Below are 19134 nucleotides of genomic sequence, written 5' to 3' on the forward strand. Positions count from 1 at the left end.
CATGAGCAAGATGTTGGAATTCAAGGATGTCGAGCTTTACTACGATCACGTCTATGCGCTGAAGGGCGTGTCGATTGATCTTGAGCAAGGTGAAACCGTCGCCCTTATCGGTGCCAATGGTGCGGGCAAAAGCTCCATCCTGCGGGCGATCACTGGGCTGGCGAAGATCAAGTCCGGTTCGGTTGCGTTCGAGGGCGAAGATATCGCAGGAACCAACCCGGCTGAGATAGTCTCGAAAGGCATTGCGATGGTGCCAGAGGGGCGGCGGGTCTTTCCTTATATGACGGTCAAAGACAACCTGCTGATGGGTGCATTCACCCGTTCAAATAAAGCGGATGTGCACCGCACCTTGGATTCCGTTCTGGAACGGTTTCCGCGTCTGAGAGAACGCTATAGCCAGTCCGCTGGTACACTCTCGGGCGGCGAACAGCAGATGATGGTGATTGGGCGCGCCTTGATGGCGAAACCTCGACTACTGCTGCTGGATGAACCTTCGCTGGGCATCGCGCCCAAGTTGGTTCAAGACATTGCCCGCTCAATAGTGGCGATCAACCGGGACGAAGGAGTGTCGGTGCTGCTAGTCGAGCAGAACTCGCGCATGGCGCTGTCGATCTCACACCGCGCCTATGCGCTAACGACAGGAAATGTGGTCATTTCAGGAAACTCCAAGGAACTTTTGACCGATCCGCGGATAAAAGCTGCCTACCTGGGCGGAGAAGTGTGAGGATGTTGTGAAACTTCTAGTCGTCAATCCCAACACTACCAGTTCCATGACGCGAAAGATAAAAGAGGCAGCGCGGGCGGCTGCGCATCCTGAAACCATGATTATCGCTGCCACGTCCCAAAACGGTCCCGCCAGCATACAGGGCTATCTGGATGTCTCTACCTGCGTTCCCGGACTGCTGGAGGTTGTGAACGCGCATCCGGACGCAGATGCAATTGTTGTGGCCTGTTTCGACGATACTGGGGTCGACGCCGTGCGCTGCGTCACTTCGGCGCCAGTCATCGGTGTTGGGGAAGCGGCCTACCATGCGGCATCCATGATCAGTCCAAAGTTCAGTGTCATCACCACATTGTCCCGGTCTTTAGCAGGGCTGGAGGCCAACTTGTTGCGATACGGTCTGGATCGTCGCTGCGTTCGAGTTCGGGCATCGGATGTTCCGGTTCTGAAGCTCGAGGAAAACGATCCGGCGACAATCGACAAGATACGGGTCGAAATTCGCGCTGCCATCGAGGAAGATCGGGCTGAGGCCATTGTGTTGGGCTGCGCGGGGATGACCGACCTCATGTCGCATCTTTCGGAAGAATTCAATCTGCCCGTTGTCGATGGAGTGGCCTGTGCCGTTACCTTTGCCGAAGCCTTGGTCAAAGCCAAGCTCACGACTTCGAAACTTTGTTCCTATTCCTGATCCGATTAACCACCTTTCCTGCGGTTCATAGGGTTGTGTTGCAAATTTTTGGAACGATCAGAGTACCAGTCGTTCGCTGCGGGTGCGAACGGCATTGTTAACCATCGCGAAAGCGGACATACGTACATCGACTACCACTAGGTAAAATTTACGACTCTCGAAGTATCGGCCGCTACGACCTATTCAATTAACTGGCTTGTCAGTTGGTAATTGTTTTTGTCAGGCGTTCACCCCATCAAAATGTTCTTTGGAAACCTTCAAACCCGTTGTGTTCATAGAGCCGATGATGCGGCCATGCCGACCAAAAAGCTCTCTACTTCTGAGCGAGCCACTTCGGGTTCTTCCGACCTTATCGCATCTGCGATCTTTGAAAGACGGTCATGAAAATGCTTGCGTACAAGATTTGCAACGGGCGCCTGATTTGTGCCGCCGTCAAACTTGTTAGCGCGGCGCGCAGAGACAATCTGGTCGAAAGTCCAACACAGAAATCCGTTGCCAGCTTCGACGTAGTAGAGCTTTGCGAAACCATAGATTAACGATCCAGACCTCGGGCCGCTGATAAACGCGGCAGCAGTCGCTAAGCAGATCGAACAGGTTGAAGACGCAGTCGCGCATGGCGCAAACTGTTTACTCGGAGGGCAGATATCGGACAAAGGCTCTCTGTTCTTTGAGGCCACTGTCCTCAGCGATGTGCCGACAAGCGCAAAGATCTTTCACGAAGAGACGTTTGGCCCTGTGGCAGCGATTGCGCCCTTCGATACTGAGGACGAGGCCGTTGAGATCGCAAATGCGACGGAATACTGGCTGGTCGCGTATGTCCACACTCAGGACCCACGCCGCATTTATCGAACCAGCCGGGCCTTGCAATTCGGCATGGTCGCCGTGAGCCGGACAAAAATTACCGGCGCGCCGATCCCTTTCGGCGGCGTCAAACAGTCTGGGCTTGGGCGCGAAGACGCAAGACAAGGGCTCGAGGCGTTCACAGAAAGCAAATATATCTGCCGCGACTGAGCGTGACAAAGGCGAGGAACAAAACAATGCTGACAAATGATCAACTGGCCGCATGGGATCGCGAAAATTTCTTCCACCATTCAACGCATCTGGCCAACCATGCACATGGCGAGACGCCGTCTCGTGTCATCACAGGCGGAAAAGGCGTGTATATCGAAGACCGGGATGGCAAACGACTACTTGACGCGTTTGCCGGGCTATATTGCGTCAATGTTAGCTATGGGTGTCAGGAAATCGCTGATGCGATTGCCGAGCAAGCCAAGGAACTGGCCTACTATCACGCTTGCCAAGATGATCCTGGATCGCGCGCCGGATCATATGTCCAAGGTATATTTCGGACTGGGCGGGTTCGACGCGAATGAGACCAACATCAAGCTCGTCTGGTACTACAACAACATCCTCGGCCGCCCTGAAAGGAAGAAGATCATCAGCCGGTGGCGGGGTTATCACGGATCAGGCCTAATGACCGGATCACTCACCGGGTTAGAACTCTTCCACAAGAAATTCGACCTGCCGCTTGCTCAGGTTATTCACACCGAAGCACCATAATACCTGCACCGACACGAGGCCGGCATGAGCGAACAGGAATTTTCCGGCTGGTGCGCCGCGCGTCTCGAAGACCTGATCCTCGCCGAAGGGCCCGACACGATTGCTGCGTTCATAGGCGAATCCATCCTTAGAACCGGCGGGATCGTCCCGCCGCCTGATGGGTATTGGGCAGCCATTCAGGAGGTTTTGAACAAATACGATATTCTGCTGATCGCGGACGAGGTGGTCACCGGCTTCGGGCGGCTCGGCAGCATGTTCGGCTCGACGCATTATGGATTGCAGCCGGACATCATCACAATCGCCAAAGGCCTGACTTCGGCCTATGCGCCGTTATCCGGTTCGATCGTGTCCGAAAAGATGTGGTCTGTTCTGGAACAGGGGACAGATGAAACGGCCCCATCGGTCATGGATCGACATACTCCGCCCATCCCATCGGGGCCGCCGCCGGTATTGCCAATCTGCAGCTGATCGACACGCTGGATCTCGTAAGTAACGCAGGTACCACCGGCGCCTATCTGAATGCCGAGATGCAAAAAGCATTAGGTAACCATCCAAACGTCGTTGAAATTCGCGGCTTGGGTATGCTCTGCGCTGTCGAATTTGCGCGTGATCCTGCATCGCAGGCATTATTCGAGCCCAGCAAAGGCATCGGTGCAAAGGTCGCCGGAGCGCTCTTGGGGGAAGGCATCATCGCAAGAACCATGCCGCAAGGCGACATACTGGGCTTCGCCCCTCCACTATGCCTCACGCGCAACGAGGCCGACCGGATCGTCGAGGCAACACGCCGAGCCGTTGCGTCCACCCACTTTGCATAGGCCCATCGTTTCGTTGCCACCGTAGAGTCACAATTCGAACGTGCTGGGGCGTTAGGGATAATTGAAGCTCGACGCCTCGGCAGCGATTGTGGGTTCCTTTGAACCTCAATTGCTACCGTCGACGCGTTTGAAAGGATGCACGCCCGATAGCCTTTTGTGCTGACATTGCTCTGCTCTCTTCAACTGTCGTTCTGAACTCAGGTCCCATAAAGCGGTCGTTTGAACAATGGCCGGTCTGTCCCGCGTTTCCGACTTCCGTCTTTTATCAACTCATGCAACTGAAGCGAATGGTGGCTTTGGCGGGCTGCACCGCAGCGGAGTAGGCCTTTGGCCAGTAGCAGCTGGGCCGTCCTCGTGATCAGTTATTGGCGGGGCAGCGGGCTTTGCTGCAATGGCACAGAGGTCGGTAGCGAGCCCAGAAGTAACTGATGCTGCGGTCTGCAGGAAGGTCCGATTTCTAAACCATTAAGGCTATATGGGATGCCCTACATCTTCCCATGCAGACAAGCACGCGCGAGCAACTTGTTCGCCGTTGGTCTCCTGAACGAAGTGTCCTGCGTCTGGCAACATCAGAGGTGGGCGAACTACGCCCAATATTTCGTGCATGCGTTTCATCAGCCTCGGCGGGATCAGAACATCTGCTTCTCCTATCGCCATGAAGCTGTCGCCAGACCAGTCAGTTTTCCACCATGCCGCTGCACGTCGTGACACATCAACGCCCTCCATGTCGGGTTCGGTCATCACCAGCGACGGGAACTTCCGTACGCCGCCCCGATAACGCGCGTCCGGGAACGGGGCGGCGTAAGCGGCCGCAACTTCATCACTCATGCCGGGCACGTATTTTTGAAACAATGCGGCCACGTCATAGTCCGGGTGGGTTCGGTGGAAATCCCTCCATGCATCGAACCCTTCGCTGCTACCGCCACCCAAGCCAAGAACCGTGTTCATAACCAATAGCCGATTGAAGCGATCAGGCATGTCTGGTGGAATTGTAAGACCAAGAAGCCCACCCCAATCCTGTACAACGAGTGTAATTCCTTTGAGATCGAGCGTTTCAATCAACTCGATCAAGCTCTGTCTGTGAAATGTGAAAGTGTAGCAATTATCTTGGATAGGTTTGTCAGACCGGCCGAAACCGAACAGATCAGGAACGACAACTCGGGCGCTAGTCTCGAGAAAGACCGGAATCATATGCCGATACAAAAAACCCCATGAAGGCTGCCCATGAAGGCACAAGAACACCCGCTCTGCATCCTGCGGACCTTCGTCTATTCTTGCCATCCGCAGGCCTTCATACCCGGCCAACTGATCTTCGTACTGAGGACGCCAGACGAAATCAGGCAGGTTTAGAAAACGGTCGTCTGGCGTACGTACAGCGTCAATAGGTGACAATCCTGTTCCCTGCATTTCTGTTTCTGTTGGCTAAAATTGCATCTTTCAGAGTTTTCCCACAAGCGGACATTCGCAATTCACAACTGAATGGCAACTTCGTCCGCATCCTGTGAACTCGCAGACGTCGAGATTTTGCATTTGCAGCGAATGTCAGAAAAGCGGGCTGCGTCCGCAGAATTGCGATACTGTGCTAGATGTCTCCTTTGGGCCGAATCTGCTTGCGGAATGCAAATAGTTGTTTCGGCATGTTCGTTCATTGCTTCGCGTTCTCAAATTACTCGGTCATTCTTGTTCGGCCAAAACATCCAAATGTCAGTTTAGAACTCTTGGGATGGACGGCTAATACCTACTGTGATCCTATGCCGTCGCAGTTCATGGGCATTCAATGCGATCAGCTTCGTATATTGTAGGTATTTTGATAGCCATTGCCGCCAGCATTGGCCTTTATTTGGTTTCTTACCAGTACTTCGTTTCGGAGGAGCTTTCGAAAGCTCAGGGCCGGCTCTCTCTTTACCAAAGCTCGGTGAACAGCGAACTCGAGCGATTTTCCCACCTCACATATGTGCTGTCACAGGATTCCTTTGTAATTGGAACAGCCGAAGGGGATGGCACCGGAACTTTAAACCGACGCCTCGAGGATTTTGCGGCGCAGGCGGGGCTGGATGCGATCTACCTGATGGACGAAGACGGGATCACGATTTCCTCATCGAATTATCGCGACACTGGGAGCTTTGTTGGCCAGAACTACGCTTTCCGCCCGTATTTCCAAACTGCCATTTCTGGAAAACAGGGCCGCTTCTATGCCATCGGGGCAACGACTGGTCTGCCAGGCTACTTCATCGCCAACGCAGTGCTTGACGACGAGGGAGCTTCAACTGGCGTCATAGCGATTAAGATCGATTTCTCTAATCTTCAGGATAGTTGGAAAAACTCGGGTGAACAGGTTCTTTTGGCCAATGAAGACGGCGTCGTTCTGCTTTCTTCGAACTCGGATTGGCGATATCGCGCGTTGACGCCATTGTCAGAACCTCAGCAAGAGCGGATTCGGGATGCCAGGCAGTTTCCGGGGCAAGACTTAGATGCGTTGGATTGGGTTGAGTTGCCGGGAGATCAGGCCAGAATTGCTGGGACGAAGCGCCTGCACCTTGCAGCAACGGATTTGCCCGATGGCTGGTCGCTTCATTATTTTGCAAGTGACGATCAGGCCGTAGCACGTAGTTGGCTTGTAACCGCAATCTTTGTCCTTTTGGCGGGGCTCGCATTTATCTTTTTCCAAATACAACGCGCGAGGCGCGTAAGCGCGGCCTTGGAGCGGTCCGAAGAAGAAGAAGCAAAGCTGCGGGAGGCAAATGAAAGGCTCGCTATCGAAATCGACGACCGCAAGACAGCCGAGCGGAGCCTCAAACGCACACAAAGCGAGTTGGAACGCGCAAGCCGATTGGCGGCTCTGGGGCAATTATCCGCGTCGGTCACGCATGAACTGGGCCAGCCGATCGCAGCGATGCGCAATCACCTGGTGGCAGATGAGATCTCATCTTCCGGTGAGTCCAAGCTACCGCAAAAAATTGGAAGCCTCGTGGACAGGATGGAAGGGATCACGCGCCAATTACGGTTTTTTGCACGGTCAGAGAGTGAAGCGTTCGACGACGTAGACTTATGCACTTCGGTTGACGCCGCGTTGGCTTTGGTTGCGCCAAACATCGAGCAGGGCAAGGTGAAAATCTCAATTGATGCGTCGACTGGTCCGGCCATTATCCGGGGCAGTGCTCTGCGGATCGAACAGGTCATCACTAATCTTTTGCGTAATGCCATAGATGCTACGGATGAAGCGGATGGGCCTGAAATCCATATCGCTGTCATGGCTTCTGATGATGAGGTCGTGTTGGAAATTCAAGACAACGGTCACGGATTGGGCGAAGCAACGCTGGTTGAGTTGCAAGAGCCATTTGTAACCACAAGAGAGAGCGGGAGAGGCATGGGCTTGGGACTGGCTATCTCCACCAGCATTGTCAAAGATCACGACGGCACAATGACGGCCCGAAATCGTAACGACGGCGGAACAATTTTTCGTGTCACCTTCCCGATTGCCCCAATTACGGAAGAAACGGACGAATGACTCAGCAGCAACCCTTCAAAATTCTGGTCGTTGATGATGACAAATCGATGCGACAATCTCTTATCGAGTTGCTCGAAGCCGCTGGCTGGATTGTTAGCGCCCTGTCGCGCGCGACCCAAGTGATGGAGTATCTGGCCAGCGCGTCGCCCGATGTTATTCTGTCCGATGTGCGTATGCCGGGTATGTCGGGGCTTGAATTACTGGCCAGTTTGGACAGACAGGTGGCGCCTCCGGTGGTATTGATTTCGGCACATGGTGACATCCCGATGGCGGTTCAGGCCATACAGGACGGGGCGTACGGGTTCATCGAAAAGCCATATGAACCACGGCGATTGCTTACGGTGCTGAGGCACGCAGCTGAACAAAACCGAATGCGAAGAAGCAATGCCCACCTCAAAGACCGGCTGTTCAAACTGTCAGGCCTTGACCGCATCCTGCTGGGCCAAACAGACGCCATTACAGACTTGCGACAAGAAGTACTTGATCTTGCTGATACCTCGGTTGCGGTATTGTTGCAGGGGGATACGGGCACCGGGAAAGAGCTAGTTGCCCATGCTTTACATGATTTGGGCCGCTCGCCGGAGGCTCCGTTCTTGGCGCTTAATTGCGCCGCATTGTCGGCCGATACGTTCGAAGTGGAAATGTTCGGCGTCGCGGGTGAATCCGACGGAAGGCTTGTGGCGGCATCAGGCGGGACCTTGTTTCTGGACGAAATCTGCTCATGCCCACCGGCGGCGCAGGCCAAGCTACTAAGGGTCATCGAGGATCAGCAGGTGCTGCCAGTGGGGGCTGTGTCGCCAGTGCCAGTAAGCTTCAGGGTCGTATCAGCAACCAACGAAGACGTTGTACTTGCAGCCGAGGAAGGTCGACTGCGTCAGGATCTTTTGTTTCGATTGAATACTGTCGTCCTGTCTTTACCTCCGCTACGTCAAAGACGGGATGATATGGTTCTGTTGGCAACGCATTTCTTGAACGAATACGCGCAGGTTTATGAGATAGACGCGCCAGAACTCGATCAGGACGATTTGGCCGCTCTGCTTGCCCATGACTGGCCCGGCAATGTGCGTGAATTGCGCCATGTCTGCGAACGACGCATTTTAGCGGCCCGACGCGGGGGCGGGTCGGTGGCGCAGGCTATCCAAAGCGATCAGCAATTTGACGAAGTACCGGATACGCTGCGCGAAGCGGTTGCTGCGTTTGAACGCGAGCTCATCGGCAAGGCCATCAAGGCGCATAAAGGCCGCATGGATGCCGCCGCTGAAGCGCTTGGGATTGGCCGTCGGACGCTCAACGAAAAGATCGTCAAACTCGGTCTCGATAAAGAGGCGCTGTTGTAAGCGAAACCACTCTGCGGATATCCGCAGGGAAGTCGATATTCCACGCGCATTTTCCTTCATAGGCAGGCTGCCGCGCATCCTGAATACTCCACCCAAGCGAATTGCGTGATCTGGGAGGAGCCATTATGCGCAAACATCTGAACCGGGCGGCCATTGCGGCCCTGTCGCTGACCGTTGCATCCGAAGCACTGGCTGTCGAATGGAACGTTTCCCTTTGGGGCAAGCGTCGTGCCTTTACCGAACACGTCGAGAAACTCGCCGAACTGGTGAACGAAAAAACGGGCGGTGAGTTCACACTCAACATCAGCTATGGTGGCCTGTCGAAGAACAAAGAAAACCTCGATGGGATTTCGATTGGTGCGTTTGAAATGGCCCAGTTCTGCGCTGGCTACCACCGCGACAAGAACCCCTCGATTACTGTCCTGGAACTGCCGTTTTTGGGCGTGACATCCCTTGAACAGGAAGTCGACCTGTCGATGGCCGTCTATCAACACCCGGCTGTTGTCGAGGATCTGGCCCGCTGGGACGCGACTCTGCTGATGCCGTCGCCGCTACCGCAGTACAACCTTGTTGGTGTCGGGGAAGCACCCAAATCCCTAACCGATTTTGAAGGTCTGAGCGTTCGGGCGACAGGTGGCATCGGCAAGGCGATGGAGACGGTTGGAGCGGTTCCGACCTCGATGTCTGCATCCGAAGTGCGTCAGGCAATGGACAGCGGCATCGTCAAAGCGGTCAGCTTTGCGCCACACGCTCATATGTCATTCGGCACCATTGAGAATGGCACGTGGTGGACGACGAACCTCAACCCCGGCACCGTCAACTGCCCCGTCGTGGTGAACACACTGGCACTGGAAGATCTGTCTGACGAACACCGCGAAGCTCTGCTGGGATCGGTGGAAGAGGCACTGGATCACTACGTGAGCCACTACCAGACTAAAACGATGGAAGCGTGGGGCCCTGAGCTGGATCAACGCGGCATCGAACGGGTCACTTTCAGCGATGAAGAAATCGCAGCGTTCAAAGAAGCCGCTGCCGCCCCCGCGGCCGAGGCCTGGATCGTAGAAAACACCGAGCGCGGCCTGCCAGCACAAGAGCTTTATGACCTTGTGACTGGCAAGATCGCAAACGGCAGCTAATCCACTCACTGCCCGGCGTCAGCTTGATTGGCGTCGGGTTCTTTCTTTCCTGACAGCGGAGTACAAAGATGGCCGGGTCATCCCAGGTGCTGTCCGACGACAGCCGTCTCAGCATCCTCGATCAACATCTCTACAAACTGGAGCGCCTTCTGGCTCTGATCAGCGGTCTTGCAGTTTTCTCGCTGATGGTCATGGCCGTAGTCTCTGTTGGTGGTCGGAATTTCGCCAATGCGCCACTTCCTGGTTACGTGGACTGGATCGAGCAAGCCATGCCGTTAATCGCCTTCATGGGAATTTCCTATGCGCAGCGTGATGGCGGTCATATCCGAATGGACATGGTTGTTGGAGCGCTTAGAGGCCGGACGCTCTATATCGTTGAGTTCGTCACAACCGCTGTCATTCTGGCGCTCATCGTCTTGCTGATCTGGGGGAGCTGGGCACATTTCGCACGCAGCTTTGACTTTGGTGCTCCACTCTGGAGCCGCGACAGCTCGATCGACATAGGTATCCCGTTGTGGCCCGCAAAGCTATTGGCCCCCGTCGCCTTTAGCGTGCTTTGCCTAAGGCTTGTCCTACAGCTCTGGGCCTATGGGCGCGCGATCCGGCACCCCGATCAGGCACCTATTGCCGTCCCACTGATAGCCGATGCAGCCACTCAAGCTGCAATGGAAGCCGAGCACGTCTCGGGCCACGACAACTGAGGTTAAATCTGATGGAACCCATTGATATTGGTCTGATTGTCTCGGGCGGTATGCTTGTTCTTGTGGTGCTGGGGATGCGCGTGGCCTTTGCCGCCGCGACAGCTGGCATGATTGGCCTGATCTGGATCTTCTGGGCCAAGTTTGGGTACGACCCGGCGCGGTTCGGCAAGGCTGTGACTGTGGCTGTCAAAACAGCGGGGCAGGTTCCGCACTCCAAGATTTCAAGCCAAGCGTTGAGCCTTATCCCGACTTTCATCCTGATTGGCTACCTCGCCTATTACGCGGGCCTGACCAAAGCACTGTTCGAAGCCGCGAAGCGTTGGCTCGCATGGGTCCCGGGCGGGCTGGCGGTTTCGACCGTTTTCGCAACCGCTGGGTTTGCGGCGGTATCTGGGGCCTCGGTCGCCACTTCCGCCGTGTTCGCCCGTATCGCCATCCCCGAGATGCTGAAGATAGGCTACGACAAGCGTTTTGCTGCAGGTGTCGTTGCTGCAGGCGGTACGCTCGCCTCGCTCATCCCGCCTTCGGCCATTCTGGTCATCTACGCGATTATCGTCGAGCAGGACGTGGGCAAACTGCTGTTGGCGGGATTCATCCCGGGCATGTTCTCGGCAGTAATTTACGGCTTGCTGATCATTGGCATGGCCGTTGTGATCAAAGGATTTGGCCCCGCAGTCACCGGATTTACATGGAAAGAACGTTTCCTCTCGTTGCCGCCCGCATTGCCCATCGTGATTGTCGTCGTCACCATCATATTCTTTGTTTACAACCCGTTCGGCGGCGATGCCTGGGGTACGCCAACCGAAGGTGGCGCAATTGGAGCATTTGTGGTGTTCCTGATGGCGCTGTATCAGGGCATGCGCTGGTCCGAACTCAAAGACGCGCTTTTGGAAACCGCCAAGCTGAGCGTCATGATTTTCACGATCATCTGGGGCGTTTTGGTTTACGTTCGTTTTCTCGGTTTCGCCGAACTGCCAAGTGCATTCTCCGACTGGATCACCTCGCTTGAGATGTCTCCGATGCTGATCCTGATCTGTATTCTTCTGGCTTACGCTGTACTGGGCATGTTCATGGATGCGATAGGTATGCTGCTGCTGACGTTGCCGGTAGTTTACCCCGCCGTCATGGCGTTGAACGGAGGTGAAGCCGTAAGTGCAGCCGAAAGTACCTTCGGTATGTCCGGACCTATGTGTGCCATCTGGTTTGGCATTCTGGTTGTCAAAATGGCCGAGTTTTGCCTGATCACCCCACCTATTGGGCTGAATTGCTTTGTCGTGGCCGGCGTTCGTGATGACCTAAGTGTTCAGGATGTTTTTAAAGGTGTAACGCCTTTCTTTCTGGCGGATGCTGCAACCATCGCGATGCTCGTTGCCTTCCCTGCTATCGTCCTATGGCTTCCTGGTCAGGTTTGAATCACATGGAATGATTTTGGAGTGCGGTATGCCGGTGCAGCTAAGGCCTGCATCAATCAGCTGCACTGCAGAATACATGACACTTGTTCAATGGCCGGTTTGGGCCGAATGGTGGCGAACTATCCGTTTCAGTCAGGCGCTGCTAGCTCCGCTTTCTCGAAGGTCTCAGTCGTGACACATTTTGCAAGATCCCGCGAACAGCGGGCATGTGTACACGTACAGAATAGATTGCTCGCAGCAAGCCGTCGCGCGGCAGGGGTTCTACCAAACGGCCACCATGCACTGTACCAGGATACAAGAGAAATAGTAGCGTCGGTGCAGTCTCAGTTTCGGCATTTGGACCCAAGTAGTCAAAACATATTGGAACCGGGCCTTGCAATCAATCGCGTGGAAAAAGCTCATTGGCATCGCTAAGTAAGAACAGATTTGTTCGCTTGCTGCCTTGAACAATCTCCGTGAGCGCGTTCCGCCAACCTAGGATTTTTTTCCTGTCGCCTTTAAGCCTAGACCCATCAACCACCCAAAGCATGTTTTTACAAAAATCCCCGCAGGCTCGACGCTCTTTGGGATCGAGATGGGAATGTTAAATCTCCAAAGTGAGGCCTGCCAGCGTGTAGACGTCGGCAATGTGCCTCTCACCAGTATCTTGATCAGTAAACACTTGTTCTTGCCAACAGAGTGGAAACTCATTTTTCCAGTTCCGATTCCAATCAGTTTCTGGTTCCCACCAAGGATCACATTCCACTTTGCATTTATGCGCCCAATGATGAACCCTAACCTCGCCAGAACGCGGAATCATTTCAGATTTGCAAAATGAGCATTGCCTTACAATCCTAGGGATCGGTCTACTTTGGTTGCCATTTATGATTGCTGTTAACATTCCTGCGCCTGGAGCCTGTGGTTTTGAGGTCAGCTAAACGTAGCAGCTTTTCACATCCATCTCGGACTGTTTCGCGAGGCTTAGTGCCATTGGCTTCAGAGCAGCGCATTGCGAAACAATGGGCCCGAGTCTGGCTCAGCGTGGCGCAATGTCCGCTTTGGGGAAGCTGCGATGCTGCATCGGATGGTGATTTCAGAGTCCGCCATGGTCCGTCTTCATCGGAGCTGTAAGTTGGTTGATATCGAATGCTGCTCTCACCCCGATGTCGGCAGCGAGTCCATAGTTCTAGATGCTGCATCTTGAATGAGTGACTGCGAAGCTATGATTGCTGCCATTGGTCTGCGCAAGGCGGCCTATGGCTGACCTTCATCTGCGGGTTGCGATGCTGCGTTGCAGCAGGTTGGAGCCGCCATCGGCTGCTATCAAATCGTTCTCGGACAATCGATGTCAAGCAACACGGGCGCCCGCATTAGAGCCGGTGATAGCGGCACATTGAACCCGGTCTCATTGAAAACCAGCAGCATCGTAGCGCCGAATCCGCGACCAGCTTGCTAGCAAACCCGTGAGGCCGATTTTCCAATCCACGCCGGACTTAAAATTCGGCCTTTCAATTTCCCTGATTCCGAGCTTCCAGCCGTTCCAGATTTACAACTGTCGAAAGCATAAGACGATCATGGCTCCAATCCTGGGTTTGACGAACCGAGGCCGACCCAATGGCAATCACAACAACCAGAGAAAGCGTCAGCCCAAAGAAGTTTGTTGACAATTGTGTGGTCGTTACGGGCGCATCGGTCAGGGCGATCACACGCTGGCGCAGAACATGCTTTGCTTTCGGCCCGTTAACCAGGGCCACACGAAGAATGCGAGGGTTCTTCAGCTTAATAGATCGTGTGCAGTATTCCAGTAGACAGGCGGTATAGTCGGTCGCGTCAATGCCTTTGCGCGAGACGACAGACTGGTCGCAGGCCAATTCGCGAAGCCGATCAAACTGATGTTTCATGGCCAGATAGGCCGGGTTCCAAAACAGCAGAGGGCGCATAAGCTCGAAACCCAGTTCCCATTCCACGTCCAGCGCGCGGATGTGCTGGAATTCATGTGCCAGGGCAAAGCGCAAATCGCGTGGCGAGTTTAGCAAATGGCTGGGCAAAACGACGTGACGGCGACGAAGGCCGCGCACTGCAAAAGGCACAGTTACGCGATCTGAAAGGCGAATGTCCACCTTCGCCGATTGTCGCCAAAGAAAGCTGGAGCTTACGGCCTTGCGAATTGTGAGCGCGTTGCGGACAACCCGAATTGCCAGAACAATTGATAGAAGAACCAGCGTAGTCAGCGCGCAAGTTACGAAAACAGAGCCGCCTGACAAGACATAGTCGAGCCAGCGTTCGCGCGTATTCAAAAGGGTTTCGAACTGCGCAGCGGGCATGGCGATTTCGCCGCGCAAATAGGCCGCCACTGCGATATCCCCCAGCGCGACAACACGTCCGGGCCACACCTGAGCGACAAAGCCCGAAACACCGATCGCCAGAACCGGGCTGAGCATAACGCCGATGCAAAGTATCTTGAGCGAACGAAGCTGAGCAACAAAGCTGTACCTCATGGGCGTCAACGCAAGGCCCCCACGCACGGCCAGCCAGATCAGCGCCGATAATCCAAGCACAACGTTGAACTCGAGAAACGCATCGAGAACCGGTTTAACCGCTGTCATTTTGCAGTCTCCTCTCTACCAGTGCTCGAATCTCCTCTAGGTCATCTTCTGTCAGGCCCTCATCGTCGACCAGCCTTGCAACCAGAGTTGCGGGCGTGTCGTCAAACAGGGTCCGGGACAGATTCTGCAACGACCGCGACTGATACCTGTCCTTCTCGAGAAGGGGTCTGTAGATCAGCGACTTGCCGTTCTTCTCGCTTTCGACAAAGCCCTTCTCATCAAGGATCCGCAAAATTGTGGCTCCGGAAGTGTAGGCCAGATTGCGATCAGGTGGCAGGCGATCAAGGACTTCACGGACCGTGCCCTGACCAAGCGCCCAGAGTTCGTTCATGAACTCAAGTTCCACTTCGGTCAGAAGATTTGTTGTCTTTTTCTTTCGCATCAATCTCGGTGTCGCCATTATTAGTATGCCTGACAGACAAGCATCCTTTCGCTGTTTCGCAAAGCCTAAACTTTCCAGAAGACGGAGACGCCCCAACCGATGGACAGGAAAAGCGGCGTCCAAACAGGTTGGCCAACCAGCCCGAGCCAGGTCAGGAAGATATAGGTCGAGCCCAGCAGGGTGATGAACAACCGATCCCCCAGCGTGGTGGTCAGTCCCAGCACGCCGCGCCGCTCGATCCCGTCTCGGAATTTGAACCCTTCCAGCAAACCGATTAGGGCGATGGCCGAAAATATACCGATGAACACCGCCAGTGTTGCCGGAGTCCATGCCATCCAGAAATCCGGCCACAAAGGAGCGGTCCACGAGAAACCTTTTTCCTCTTGCTGGCCGACACTGCCCCAACCGGCCTGTTGGGCGTAGGCCACTGAAGGCAGGAATGGCAGAGTGACAAGAAGTTTACGCATATCGAACCTCACACACGTCCCATCGCGAAACCGCGCGCGATGTAGTTGCGGACAAACCAGATGACGATGGCGCCGGGGATGATGGTCAACGTGCCGGCGGCGGCCAGCAGGCCCAGTTCGTACCCCGCGCTGGAAGCGGTGCGGGTCATCACGGCGGCAATTGGTTTGGCCTCGACTGCCGTCAGGGTCTTCGCCAGCAACATCTCGACCCATGAGAACATAAAGCAGAAGAAGGCCGCGACCCCTACGCCGGCTTTAATGTTTGGTAGGAAGATCGTTACGAAGAAGCGCGGGAAGGAGTAACCATCGACATAAGCCGTTTCATCCAATTCCTTCGGGATACCTCGCATGAAGCCTTCCAAAATCCAAACCGCCAGCGGAACGTTGAACAGCGTGTGTGCCAGCGCCACAGCCAGATAAGTGTCGAACAGGTGGATCGACGAATACAGCTGGAAAAACGGCAGCGCGAACACAGCTGCCGGTGCCATCCGGTTGGTCAGCAGCCAGAAGAACAGCTGTTTGTCCCCCAGGAACCGGTAGCGCGAGAACGCGTAGGCCGCAGGCAGCGCCACACAGACCGAGAGCACCGTGTTGATCGTAACGTAGATGATCGAGTTGATATACCCCCAGTACCACGTCGGGTCGGTGAAGATCGTGAAATAGTTCTCCAGCGTGAAGGTTTGGGGGAACAGTGAAAAGCCCGACAGGATCTCGTTCGTGGTTTTGAAGGACATCGCCACCAGCCAATAGATCGGTAACATGAGAAACGCGATATAGAGGATCGGGATAAGGGACCGCTTCTTCATTGCGCGTCATCCTTTGTCATCAGAGTGTAGAAGACCCACGACACAAGCAGCGTGATGGCGAAGTAGATCAGGCTCATCGCGGCTGCAGGGCCAAGGTCGAACTGTCCCAGCGCGATCTTCACAAGGTCGATCGACAGCAAGGTGGTTGAGTTGCCGGGGCCACCGCCGGTCAGAACGAAGGGCTCGGTATAGATGTTGAAGCTGTCCATGAAGCGAAGCAGCACGGCGATGGTCAGGACGGTCTTCATCTTGGGCAGCTGGATATAGCGGAATACCGACCACGGGCTGGCACCGTCGATTTTGGCTGCCTGATAGTACGCGTCCGGGATCGAGACGAGACCCGCGTAGCACAGCAGCACCACCAGCGAAGTCCAGTGCCAGACATCCATGATAATGACGGTGATCCAAGCCGACAGCGGCTGTTGCGTCATGTCATAGTTGATGCCCAGAACGTCATTCAGGAAGTATCCCAGAAGACCGATCTTGGGCAGGGTGAAGATGTTCCACATCGACCCGACTACGTTCCACGGGATCAGCATCGGCAGGGCCATCAGCACCAGACAGACCGGCACCCAGAACCCTTTGCGGGGCATCGACAGGGCCACGATGATGCCAAGGGGCACCTCGATCAGCAGGATCAGGAAGGTGAACAGGAACTGTCGCCCTAAGGCAGCCTGAAACCGGTCAGAACGCAGGATTTGCTCGAACCAGCCCAGCCCTTCCCAGAAGAATTGGTTGTTGCCAAAGGTTTCCTGCACCGAGTAGTTGACCACCGTCATCATCGGCACCAGCGCGTTAAACGCGACCAGCGCCAACACCGGTAGGACAAAGAACCAGGCTTTTTGGTTTTCGGTTCTCATAGCGCCCGCTCCTCGGTTGCGATCCAGCCGTCGCGATAGACGCGGGATTGTTCAGGTTTGAATTGCAGGTAGACCTGTGATCCGGGCTCAGGCACGCTGTGTTCAGTCACGGCCTTGAGGGGGGTGTTACCGACCATGGCACTGACCACATAGTGGCGACCGATGTCCGAGACTTTGGTGACATGCGCCGGGATGCCCGAGTCGCCAAAGCCCACGTATTCTGGGCGGATGCCCAGATCTGTGCGACCTCCGTCGCCATGGGTGGGGCCTTCTAGAATGACCTCGTGACCTTCGAACACGGCGCGGTCACCTTTCGCTTCACAGGGCAGGACATTCATGCCGGGGGAGCCGATGAAGTGGCCGACAAAGGTGTGTTGGGGCCGCTCGAATAACTCAACGGGCGTGCCGATCTGCACCACTTCACCTTCCTGCATCACGACCACTTCGTCGGCGAAGGTTAGTGCTTCGGTCTGGTCGTGGGTTACGTAGATCATCGTGGCTTGCACACGCTGGTGTAGCTCTTTCAGCTTGGAGCGCAGTTTCCATTTCAAATGTGGATCGATCACCGTCAGCGGCTCATCGAACATCACTGCGTTCACGTCATCGCGGACCAGACCGCGGCCCATGGAAATCTTCTGCTTGTTGTCCGGGCTAAGGCCGCTTGCTCGGGTGTTCAGCATATCCGTGACGTCTAGCATCTCGGCAATCTCATCAACGCGTCGCTTGATCATTGCCGGGTCAACACCCCGGTTTTTCAGCGGGAAAGCCAGGTTCTCGCCGACGGTCATCGTGTCGTAGATCACCGGGAACTGGAACACCTGTGCGATGTTGCGCTGGTCGGGGGGCAGGGCGGTCACGTCACGGTCGTCAAACAGGATCTGTCCTTCGGACGGCGTCAAAAGACCCGAGATAATGTTCAGCAACGTGGACTTGCCACAACCGGACGGCCCCAGCAGAGCGTAAGCCCCACCATCCCGCCAAGTCACGTCGATTTCCTTCAGCGCATAATCTTCCGGGCCTTTCGGCGCAGGCATGTAGCTGTGTCGCAGGTTTGAAAGCTTGATCTGTGCCATGTCAGGCCACCCTTTTGCCGTCTTGGCCGAAGTACCGGCAGTGGGCCGGGTTCATGTAGAAGCTGTGATCTTCGCCAACCTGATAGGGGTGGACGCCCGAGGCAAGTGACACCCACGCATCATCGCCATGTTGGAAATGCGCGCTGGAATCCGAGCCGGACAGTTCGGTCACGATCACGCGGCCGGTAAGCTCCACATCATCATCGGAAGAGCGAAACGGGGTCACCCGATGGGGCCGCACGGCGACCATGTAATCTCCGTCGGCCATGTCTGTGACAGCCCAGCCACCTCCACCAGCCAATTGCGCCTGAGCGCCGGACACAGTGATGCGCGCGACATTGACCGGCGGATCCGAAAAAACTCGCGCGGCGGCGATGTTCTCAGGGTTGCGATAAATGTTAGCGGTTGGCCCGAACTGGGTCACGCGGCCATCTTCCATCAGGGCCGTGTATCCACCCAGTAGCAGTGCTTCTTCGGGCTCTGACGTGGCATAAACCACCACAGCACCACGACCTGCGAACAGATCGGGCAGCTGCTCGCGCAATTCTTCACGCAGTTTGTAATCAAGGTTGGCCAACGGTTCGTCGAGAAAGACGGCGCGGCTCTCTTTCGCGATGGCGCGTGCGAGTGCCGTGCGTTGCTGTTGCCCGCCCGACAGCTCATGCGGGCGGCGGTGTAACATCGGGCGCAGTTGAAGCAGATCCGCGGCTTCTTCCACGCGACCCACAATCTCGGACTTTGCCATGCCCGCAACGCGCAATGGAGAGGCGATGTTGTCGAACACGGTCATATGCGGGTAGTTTACAAAGAACTGGTGCACCAGGCTGATCTGCCGCTTCTGCGTGCTCAGTTTAGTCACATCCTGCCCATCCATACAGACCTTGCCCGAGGCCATCGGGTCCAGCCCGGCCATCATCTTGATCAGAGAGGTCTTACCCGATCCTGTCGCGCCCAGCAGCACATTGAAATGGCCGGTCTGCAGCGTCAGGTTGGTTGGTTTGATATGGATGACGTTGCCGACCCGCTTGGTCGCGTCCTGTAGTTCGATCATTTTCGCGAATTCCGATCCCGCAGCGCCCGCGC

General features: G+C 55.4%; 16 protein-coding genes and 2 pseudogenes. 10 read left to right on the top strand and 8 right to left on the bottom strand.

All coding sequences use genetic code 11. The features are described 5' to 3' along the window. Position 1 precedes the first annotated feature (1 nt). The 5 genes and pseudogenes from G7G_RS0115355 (at position 2) to G7G_RS23160 (ending at position 3784) form a co-directional block, all read left to right on the top strand. A complete protein-coding gene (locus G7G_RS0115355; protein ID WP_010442325.1) occupies positions 2-724 on the top strand; it encodes an ABC transporter ATP-binding protein in 723 nt (240 codons plus the stop codon). Positions 725-731: 7 nt separating this feature from the next. Continuing rightward, on the top strand, positions 732-1409 hold the full coding sequence (locus G7G_RS0115360; RefSeq protein ID WP_010442326.1) for an aspartate/glutamate racemase family protein: 678 nt from the start codon (positions 732-734) through the stop codon (positions 1407-1409). 380 nt (positions 1410-1789) lie between these two features. Next, the gene (locus G7G_RS24715) at positions 1790-1945 is read left to right on the top strand and encodes a hypothetical protein (protein ID WP_238528816.1); all 156 of its coding nucleotides are present in this window, start codon (positions 1790-1792) and stop codon (positions 1943-1945) included. Next, a pseudogene (locus tag G7G_RS0115370) lies at positions 1941-2420 on the top strand (aldehyde dehydrogenase family protein); the annotation flags it as partial. The gene G7G_RS24715 and the pseudogene G7G_RS0115370, both read left to right, overlap by 5 nt. A 26-nt stretch (positions 2421-2446) precedes the next feature. Next, positions 2447-3784, top strand: a pseudogene (locus G7G_RS23160) (aminotransferase class III-fold pyridoxal phosphate-dependent enzyme). 471 nt (positions 3785-4255) lie between these two features. Here the strand turns inward: G7G_RS23160 and G7G_RS0115390 are convergent. Continuing rightward, on the bottom strand, positions 4256-5191 hold the full coding sequence (locus tag G7G_RS0115390; RefSeq protein ID WP_010442332.1) for a haloalkane dehalogenase: 936 nt from the start codon (positions 5189-5191) through the stop codon (positions 4256-4258). A 370-nt stretch (positions 5192-5561) separates the two neighbouring features. Between G7G_RS0115390 and G7G_RS0115395 the strand changes: the two genes are divergently transcribed. From G7G_RS0115395 to G7G_RS0115415, 5 genes are all read left to right on the top strand, one after another. Further along, positions 5562-7292: a sensor histidine kinase gene (locus G7G_RS0115395; RefSeq protein WP_010442333.1), complete on the top strand. Its 1731-nt coding sequence runs from the start codon at positions 5562-5564 to the stop codon at positions 7290-7292. Beyond that, positions 7289-8629, top strand: a complete 1341-nt coding sequence (locus tag G7G_RS0115400) for a sigma-54-dependent transcriptional regulator (protein ID WP_010442334.1) — start codon at positions 7289-7291, stop codon at positions 8627-8629. The genes G7G_RS0115395 and G7G_RS0115400 overlap by 4 nt, the downstream gene beginning before the upstream one ends. Before the next feature lie 125 nt (positions 8630-8754). Beyond that, positions 8755-9765 (top strand): TRAP transporter substrate-binding protein DctP, encoded by a 1011-nt coding sequence (gene dctP / locus G7G_RS0115405; RefSeq protein WP_010442335.1) that lies wholly within the window; start codon positions 8755-8757, stop codon positions 9763-9765. 68 nt (positions 9766-9833) lie between these two features. Further along, positions 9834-10466, top strand: coding sequence for a TRAP transporter small permease subunit (locus tag G7G_RS0115410; protein WP_010442336.1), 633 nt, complete (start codon positions 9834-9836; stop codon positions 10464-10466). A gap of 11 nt (positions 10467-10477) precedes the next feature. Continuing rightward, the gene (locus G7G_RS0115415; RefSeq protein WP_010442337.1) at positions 10478-11878 is read left to right on the top strand and encodes a TRAP transporter large permease; all 1401 of its coding nucleotides are present in this window, start codon (positions 10478-10480) and stop codon (positions 11876-11878) included. A gap of 1487 nt (positions 11879-13365) precedes the next feature. Here G7G_RS0115415 and G7G_RS0115425 read toward each other — a convergent pair. From G7G_RS0115425 to G7G_RS0115455, 7 genes are all read right to left on the bottom strand, one after another. Then, the gene (locus G7G_RS0115425) at positions 13366-14463 is read right to left on the bottom strand and encodes a M56 family metallopeptidase (RefSeq protein WP_010442338.1); all 1098 of its coding nucleotides are present in this window, start codon (positions 14461-14463) and stop codon (positions 13366-13368) included. Next, on the bottom strand, positions 14450-14845 hold the full coding sequence (locus G7G_RS0115430) for a BlaI/MecI/CopY family transcriptional regulator (protein WP_010442339.1): 396 nt from the start codon (positions 14843-14845) through the stop codon (positions 14450-14452). Before G7G_RS0115430 ends, G7G_RS0115425 begins: the two co-directional genes overlap by 14 nt. Positions 14846-14910: 65 nt before the next feature. Then, the gene (locus G7G_RS23165; RefSeq protein ID WP_010442340.1) at positions 14911-15312 is read right to left on the bottom strand and encodes a DUF2160 domain-containing protein; all 402 of its coding nucleotides are present in this window, start codon (positions 15310-15312) and stop codon (positions 14911-14913) included. Positions 15313-15320: 8 nt separating this feature from the next. Then, positions 15321-16118, bottom strand: a complete 798-nt coding sequence (locus G7G_RS0115440) for a carbohydrate ABC transporter permease (RefSeq protein ID WP_010442341.1) — start codon at positions 16116-16118, stop codon at positions 15321-15323. Then, positions 16115-16978 (bottom strand): carbohydrate ABC transporter permease, encoded by an 864-nt coding sequence (locus tag G7G_RS0115445; protein ID WP_010442342.1) that lies wholly within the window; start codon positions 16976-16978, stop codon positions 16115-16117. The genes G7G_RS0115440 and G7G_RS0115445 overlap by 4 nt, the downstream gene beginning before the upstream one ends. Next, positions 16975-18051 carry an ABC transporter ATP-binding protein gene (locus tag G7G_RS0115450; RefSeq protein ID WP_010442343.1) on the bottom strand — a complete coding sequence of 359 codons (1077 nt, stop codon included), beginning with the start codon at positions 18049-18051 and terminating at the stop codon, positions 16975-16977. Before G7G_RS0115450 ends, G7G_RS0115445 begins: the two co-directional genes overlap by 4 nt. Before the next feature lies 1 nt (position 18052). Further along, positions 18053-19102 carry an ABC transporter ATP-binding protein gene (locus tag G7G_RS0115455; RefSeq protein ID WP_010442344.1) on the bottom strand — a complete coding sequence of 350 codons (1050 nt, stop codon included), beginning with the start codon at positions 19100-19102 and terminating at the stop codon, positions 18053-18055. Positions 19103-19134 lie beyond the last annotated feature (32 nt).

The organism is Ruegeria conchae, assembly GCF_000192475.1.
GTDB classification, from domain to species: domain Bacteria; phylum Pseudomonadota; class Alphaproteobacteria; order Rhodobacterales; family Rhodobacteraceae; genus Ruegeria; species Ruegeria conchae.